The sequence below is a fragment of the Spirosoma jeollabukense genome (genome assembly GCF_054777855.1).
Map to the genome: position 1 here is coordinate 1 of NZ_BAAHAD010000030.1, position 8,304 is coordinate 8,304.

An 8,304-nucleotide genomic window follows, 5' to 3' on the forward strand; every position below is an offset into this window, starting at 1 on the left:
GATCATGATGAGTCGCATCCACCAGGTTTCGTACCAGCGCGGGGGAACCACAATGAGAATGCGTTTGTAACTATAATTGCCAAGCCCAAAACCATTGACTTTGCGGACCACCAATTGATAGTGACCAGCGTTTAAGCCCAGTAGTAGAATGCTTGGGTCGCGAGGATTGATACGTACCCATAAACCTGGCTCAGCAGGAGCCTCTCCTGTAATTAACTGATAAGCCATTTGCAGATTTTGGTTGTTCCCAAAATAAGAAGTGGTCAAGTGAAATCGGACTTGCTGTGGTTTTATGGGTAAGCTAATCGTGTCGTTTCGAATCCGCTGGAGAGTCTGGTTTATCTCCATTCGGTCAATAATAAGCGGCTTATTAGGCAGAACGGGGTCTATTTGTTCTGGGCAGAACCAAACTAGTCCTCGTAAAGAAGGTATTGACACGTATCCATTTTCCAGTCTGATAAGGCTAGGTTGACCACCTCCATTAAATTCATTGGTCAAAAAGCCCTGTTCTTTGGTATAATACAGGTAGTAAGGCCGATCGCTATGTTTACCCTGGGCATACTCCAGTAAATCACGATGGGCTATTTGAAATAAGCCTTTGTTGGTGGGTATCCAGAAGTACCCTCGCTGATCCTCAAAAATGCCATGGCTAGTAGCCAGATACTGGTTATCATCTAGTGGAAATTGGGTTAATTTATTTTTAAAATACAAAAAAAAGCCATCGCCATACGTACTGAGCCAGATTTCGCCAGATCGGGAACGATAAATATGGCGAATGTTGAAGTTCTGGGTACCATTAATTAGCTTGACTTGTCGGGTTGGAATATGCACTCGATATAACCCATTACGAGTACCCACCCAAAGAATATCCGGGCTTTCCTGAAGAAAGTAGTTGCTTTTCTTTATGGGAGCAACTATTTTAGGTTTAGGTATCGAATCAAAGGGATCAAGACGATATAGTCCTCTAAATTCAATACCAATCCAAATGGGGGCTCCTTTAAAACCTTTATAAAATTGATACGCATCGTATAGGTTCCAAGTATGACGTAACCGTTGCCCACTCGAATCAAACTGCATTAACTTACCATTCTTCTTGGTCCATATGCCTCCCTGCTCGTCACTAAATAAATTAGTTTGGTCAGCTTTGATCACCGCCATACCAGCAAGTCGGTGAGAAAAAACTTTACCCATAGGTCCGTCTTTTCCAAGTACAATACCTGATGGCAACAAGACACTATTGCTGGTATAAGGAATTTGGCTATAGAAGTTATTGTCTGTTCCTTGACCCTCAGCAGTCAGGGTTTGAAAAGGTTTGGGGGTAAATACAAACAATCCTTGAGTGGCACTACCCATAAAAATCCGTTGGCTGGCTGAATCGTAATATATCGCTCTAATATTATTTTGTTTCAGATCAAAATCCTCTAGCAACAATTGTGTAGAAAGATGACCTGTTGATTGGTGCACAAGTCGAAAGAGTTTTTTATGCCGGTACAGCAACACCTCATTAGTTACGTTGTTCCAAAAAAGCTCGCCAGCTGCAGGCGCCTGGATAGAAACTGGTAATTGATTAACTGCTCCAGTAACTATTTGACTAACCGGACCGGTTTGATCAATGCGGACAATGGAACCGTCTGCTTTAAAATAATACAAGTACTTATCCAGAACGAAGAAATTCCTGAAAATAGGGGCTTTAAAGGGAACGGAATAAATTTTTCTCCATTGCTCATAATAGGTTAAATGATCCCGATTGCATATATAAAAGCAACCATTATAATTACCTATTTGGACAATATAATTGGTCCAATTGGGGTCGTCGAGCACAGCATTAGGCAAGCCCGATGAGCGTACTGTTGGTCGATTCGAGTTATAGGGTTTGTCTAAAAAAGAGAGTGGGGTCAACGTCTTTAAATACAGCGAATCAATGACAACTTTTCCGTCTTGTATTCTGATCAGATTGTCCAGCTCATCGGCCCCATAAAAAATTCCAGGCGCCACTAAAGAATTTTTCGACTGGGCATTACCCAGATTGGGTTCAAGACTGTAAAACCGATTACTGGGTAAAGCCGAATTTGCTTTTGTGAAGGCATAAAAATTTTGCCCATCAAAGCGTACTAACCCATTTTCGGTGGCCAGCCAAATAAATCCGGCACCATCAGGGGCAATACTTTTAACACTATTCTGTGGCAGACCCGTCTCATCCGTATAATGATTAACCGCGAAGTTTCCAATTGATTTGTTTTGGGCAATGCCATAATTCTGCAACAGAATTAAGATAATGACTAAGAAAAAAGATACGCCTTTTTCCACACTATAAATCAAATTAAAACTATGTATTTTATGTAAAGATAAGTGTGTTATGAGGGACACGTATACCAACTAAAAAGTAAGAAAAAAAATATAAATTATCAATTATACCGTGTTTACAAATAGAGTATAGCAATTGATAACCTAAATCCGAGCATGCACTCGCACTTGAAGATTAAGGGCTCAGGTTTCTCTGTGATGTATAAATAGTCGACTAGTTGTATACCATTGGTATAGAGCCTATACAAGACACATTGGTTCTTTTAGCCAAAGAATGGAGAACACTAGATAGCCGGTGTATAAGTTAAATCCTTAAATATATATTACTTCAACCTTGTACCGGCTTAGTTGGGTTGTCCTATAAATGTATTTTTATAGGATACGGGTAATTCTATAAACTACTGGCAAGTGGTAAAAACAAAGCCTTAACTAAATGGCTAAGGCTTGTATTACTTCAGGTATTTATAGGTTATATGGATTGTATTCGATGCTAAATCATTGTAGAGTAATTTGTTAAGTATATAAGGGCTGCTATTTGAAATCTAAGTTTGATTACATCAGCTTGCACACATTAGAATCCGAATGGCTTTTTTTAAGGTGTCCCGCTCGGCTTCTACCTGCCGGAGTTGATATTCTAATTGAGTTATACGCTCATTCATCAACTCGTCATCCTTTACAATGTTGAGCGTTGGCTGCTTACAGCCGATAAACTCGTGCTTGTGTGAGTCACTACTCAAAGGTTCAGTTATGAAAGCGGCCTGTTTACGCCATTTATGTAATGTCACCTCAGAGACACCCATCTCTTTGGCTAATTTCCGAACGCTCACCCCCCTATTAATTTGTCTAAGTGCTTCATCCTTAAACACATCGTCATACAAACGACGCCCATCCACTACACTTTCTGTAGGGTCAGTTCTCCGGGTTAATATCCACCAACGACGTATCAGTACAGTAGGTATAGCTAATAAAACAGCAACCTGGGTAATACTTTTCCCTGATATTAATAACCCAAGGGCTTTCGCTTTGTCCTCATCAGTGTAACTTGGTGATGGGCTATCTATGGTAGTCAGTGACGCCTGAGCATCCGCCTGATTTTTCCAACGTGGACTGGTCGTGCCCACCACCCCACTGGTAGAGGTCACTAACCCGGGCGGCTGGCCATTGTCCAGCACCTGATGGGCTACTCCATGAAAATTATCCGTGTAGTGCGGCCCCTTATTGACTGCATTCTCGAGAAAGTTCGACTCCGACGGTATCTCAGTCGCTTGCCGCTTCCACTGCACCAGCGAGGGGACCGATACACCCATGGCCGAAGCCACCTGACGCAGACTCTGCCCCTTTGCCAGCTTTTTCAAGGCACGCGTCCTAAATTCATTATCAAACCGCTCTTTGGTTGGTCCAACCGCTTTTTCACCCTCGGCCTGACGTTTCCAGCGTAGCAACGTTGTTGCCCCTATACCTAGCTCGTGGGCTACCATGTGTAGATTTCGCCCGGAATTCAGTTGCAGCAGTGCATTTCGTTTGAAGGCGTCAGTATAGATTCTACGCTGACCGGCGGCTCGTTGAGGGGTATCCATGTTCCTTTTAGTCTAAGATGAACCTGCTAAAAGGGGTGATATCTATAAGAAATCACCCCTTTTACAGACTATTTCTTGAAATAATCGATTTTATCGGCATCCATATTGTTATCAATCCGGACTTCACCCCCACTACCACCCACAATGGTAGTGGAGATGGTTAAGGTACCCTGGGTGTTGCCTGGCGTTAGCACGCCCGTTAATCCAATCGATTGACGTCCTCCCCCCGCAATGGGTTGCGTCGTGGTAAAGATATACGCGTCTGGATTTGAGCTATTTAATGTCCAGATACTGTTTTGCACCTGCTTCCCGCCTACAAAGGTGGCGGTTCCATCGAAGCTTAGATTAACCAACGGATCTTTCGATACGTAGACCGTAATGAGTCCAGTAGAAGTCGTCGTTGCTAAATCATATACATCGACCACGACGGTGCAGTTTGTCGTACCATACTGGGTAGCAGGTAGAACATAGACGATCGGTGCCAGATCGGGTAACGCAGGTATTACGGAGTTCGGACAGCGAGCGCCATCGTTACCAGCCGAAGGTGTGCCAGCCGAGTTAAAGACAGCCGTACGATTTCCAGTCTGGGTAGAGGAAATTTTGTAAATAGTGCCCGATGTATTGTTATTAACAAACAACGTACCGTCCGGGTCCATAAAGGCAGCGCCAAATCCACCCGTTTCGTTAAGGATACCACCGCCCGAAATGGCACCTACCACCGTTTTAACTCCCGTCGTTGGATTGAATTTGATCAGATTCAACGCATACGGGCTGTTGCTGGCCACCTCAACGGCATAAATCTGGTTATCGACCGGATTGACGGCAAAGTCAGAAATGTTACTACTGGTGGTGGGCAGCGGAATGGCCTGCAGGTAAGTCGCCGAAGCCGGATTTAAATCGACCTTGTAGATCGTGGTGGTCAGAACTTGATACAGGTATAGAATACCATTTTTATCTACATCGCCTACGTTGATGTTATCGGCTGGTAACCCACTCACGGCAAAGGTCTGCACCGACCAGTCGCTACCTACCCGGACAATTTCGTTCGTACCAACCCGATATCCCCAGATGTAGTTGTCCTTTATGTTGTAGCCAATGGCATTGATAGCGTTATTGGTCGAGCCCGCAATCAGTGGCGATTTTCCTAACGTAGCAACCCCTGTATTCAGGTCATAAGTATATGATGCGGTAGGGCCAGATACCGATTGAAACAGGAAGCTCTGACCAGGTGCGCAGGTGAATGCAGGCTGAGCCACCGCTTCGGTTGAAGGACATCGGGCGCCATCGTTGCCCGACGAAGGGGAGCCGGACGTCTGCAACGTAGCTGCCGTATTGTTGGACTGGGTAGCCGCGATCTTGAAGATGTTGCCGGAAGTATTGTTGCTGGCATATAAATTACCATTCGAATCCATAAAGGCTCCCCCGTATCCTCCTGTCTCACTCAGGATGCCCCCACCGCTTATAGGCCCGATCACGATTTTGTTGCCCGTAGTCGGATTGAAGCGAATCAGACTGAGCGTATAGGGACTGGTGTCAGTCACTTCCACCGCGTAAATAAAATTATTCACCGGATTGATGGCCCAGTCGGCAATGTTAGACGCCGTTGTATTCAGGGCCACCGCCACCAAATAATTAGCCGAACCCGGATTCAGGTCTATTCGGTAAATCGTGGTGGTAAGGGTAGCGTACAGATACAAAACACCACTCAACGACACATCCCCTACGTTATAGTTACCCGACGGCAGGGTAGGCACGGTAAAAGTCTGAACGGAATAATCGCTACCCACCCGCACGATTTGATTCGTACCGACCCGATAGCCCCAGATGTAGTTGTCTACTACGTTGTAGCCAATGGCGTTGATAGCGGTATTGGTTGAACCCGAAATCAACGCAGCTTTTCCTAACGTAGTGGCTCCCGTAGCTAAATTCAGGACATAAGCGTCGGTAGGACCTGACCCGGTTGACTGAAACAAGAAACTCTGTCCGGGCGTACAGGCAAAAGTAGGCTGTGTCGTTGCGGTGTAGTTAGCAAATGTATAGGCCGTATAGGTACTGGGCGCAAGGGCCGACGTACTGGTAATGGACCCCGCCGTCAGATCGCTCGTTCCACCCAACACCGACGTAGCATCAACCGTAGACGGAATACGTACCCACTGCGTACCATCCCAACCGGCAATAGTGAGCTTGCTCAGATCACTACCTGTTAAGCCAGTAATGTCACTAACGCTGCTCCAGCCCAAGGTGATCGCCGTGGCCGTCGTGCCATTGATATCCCAATATTCTTTGGTGCTCACCGCCGACAGGCTTGTCTCCTTCGACGCGGTACTAAACGGACCTCCCGCGGGTAATGGCCCATAATTACCACCGCCCAGGTTAGAGGTCACCGCACTATTGGGATCAACGAAAAAATACGCACCGTTGGTGGCGTCAGCCGCTGCCCCGAAGGGACCATAGTGGCCGTTGTCGCCCGTAGGGAAAATAAACTGACCGGTACCGTACTTACGGACATAGCCGTCCACGTGGTTAGCATCATTTGCCCCGGTATATGTAGCCCCCGATGCGAAGTTGAGCAACCCAACGGGCGCAGTACGTACCGTACCAATAATACCCGGTTGGGTGCCCTGACCGCCCGTGAGGAAATTATGAGCCCCAAAGAAGGTCATCTGGGCACCGCCAAAAATGGTCGTGTTGCCCTGGGAGCCTTGCTGGGCCCGGGCCTTTAGGGTCAGAATAAGCAAAACCAACACAAGTGGTATGCTCATCCAGACCCACTGCCAGCGGGATGGAGGATTATGTGATTTAGTCATTTGAGCGCTTTTTATAATGAGATGAGGATGAATTCGTAACAGAGTAGCCTGGGGCTACTTATTTCGCTACTACTTTTTGAGTCACCTCTTTACTCACCCCTAACAGGGCCTTGATGCTGGCCACTTCTGCTTTCAGGGAAGCCACGTCCGACGCTTGGGCTTTAAGATTTGCATTTTCAGCCTTCATGGCAAGATTGGCAGCTTTCAAGGCCTGAATTTCCGCCTGTTGCTTCTCAATAATCGCCTGTTGATCCTGCACCGCTTTTACGATCAGCGGAGTGACTTTGCCATAGTCGACCGTCCAGGGATTCTTTTTCTCATCTTTCCCTCCAACGGTAACCGCTGCCGGATAAACTTTGTAGAGGTCCTGGGCTAAGAAGCCGGTCGTTTGGGTTTTCTTTTGGTCGGACTTGTAGTTGTAATCGGCTACTTTAATCTTCATCAGATCGCCCAGGCCGTAGCGTGTAGCCTTGATATTTTCTTTTAGCCGAATGTCCGAAGCAGCGTTGTAAGAAATACCACTGGCTACGCGTGTAATATTGCCGACAACCTGACCATTAAGTGCAAAGACCGCATAACGATCACCAACAGAAGCCGTTGTTTTTGTCAGAAATAAGTTCGAACCAGCATCCCGCTGAACAGCTATAAACCCATCGTTGGCGGCTGAATATATTTCAACACCATCTACCGTTGAGGTACCACTTGATAACTGGCCTGTAAAACTTCCAGATATGGCTCTTATTATACCATTAACATGCAACCGGGCAACAGGTGCTGCGACACCTGTTCCAATACCTACGTTACCATTTTGCAGAACGGCCATTCTAACGGTGCCGTGATCCTGAAAGGTAAGTGCTAAATCGCCTAAGCTAGCATCACTACGCATCGATATGCGCATCGGGTTTGGATCGGACGGGGTATTCGTAAAGTCAATGTACCCGTTTGTAGTCGGCGAATTAGCGGCTGGGAGGGTGCTACTCCGATACAGGCGTATGCCACCATTAGGCGCTAAAAGACCATACATGGGTAAAGTAGCGTTTCTGGCAACTATAGCACCATATCTAGATATAGCGGATACCTTATTGCCTCCTGCATCATTGGTTGTTCCATTAGTGTAAAAAGGGGTTCGGTTGGGGGCTGTATAGCTTACCCAGGAGCCCCCGCTACAGACAAATTGCTGGCCGACAGTGGGGCTCGTCTCCAGTGTATCGGTATATAAGTCACCACTATTACAGGAACCGGTAGGGGCTCCACTGCCAAAGGTGTAGTTATAATTTGGCTCAGATGACGATCCTACCGTCGCTACCCATTTGGTGCCGTCATTGTAGTAGAAACCGGGGGTAACGTCATTGGCCGTGGCGGTGTTAAAAACGGTCATACCCGCTACGTGTGCGGCAAGCGGTGCCGGATTGGTGGTAGCGGTAAGTCCCAATCGGGGCAGCAGCAGGCCTTTGTTGGTACTTTCCACCTCCAATGCCGAGTTGGCATTTATGGTAGTTGGATTATCCCCAACTTTCACCTGGGCCAATATGGCTGGCGAGGCGGATAGCAGCGCTACAAACGTAGCGGCCGCTGACAGAGCTTTGGTTAATAGACTTGGCTTCATGATTAACTTC

At 46.6% G+C, this 8,304-nt stretch carries 4 protein-coding genes; all 4 read right to left on the minus strand.

All coding sequences use genetic code 11. The features are described from left to right. A partial coding sequence (locus tag ACYVEA_RS33950) for a ligand-binding sensor domain-containing protein (RefSeq protein WP_461117828.1) occupies window positions 1–2,307 on the minus strand: 2,307 nt, incomplete at its 3' end. A 554-nt stretch (window positions 2,308–2,861) separates the two neighbouring features. After that, window positions 2,862–3,881 (minus strand): transposase, encoded by a 1,020-nt coding sequence (locus tag ACYVEA_RS33955; protein ID WP_461117829.1) that lies wholly within the window; start codon window positions 3,879–3,881, stop codon window positions 2,862–2,864. Window positions 3,882–3,949: 68 nt separating this feature from the next. After that, window positions 3,950–6,688 (minus strand): DUF6923 family protein, encoded by a 2,739-nt coding sequence (locus ACYVEA_RS33960; protein ID WP_461117830.1) that lies wholly within the window; start codon window positions 6,686–6,688, stop codon window positions 3,950–3,952. Between the two features lie 58 nt (window positions 6,689–6,746). After that, the coding region (locus ACYVEA_RS33965; RefSeq protein WP_461117831.1) for a tail fiber domain-containing protein at window positions 6,747–8,304 on the minus strand (1,558 nt) is incomplete at its 5' end.

Excerpts from the sequence above, each read along its gene's own strand:
- ACYVEA_RS33955 (WP_461117829.1), bottom strand. The coding sequence starts at position 3,881 with ATGGATACCCCTCAACGAGCCGCCGGTCAGCGTAGAATCTATACTGAC.
- ACYVEA_RS33960 (WP_461117830.1), bottom strand. The coding sequence starts at position 6,688 with ATGACTAAATCACATAATCCTCCATCCCGCTGGCAGTGGGTCTGGATG.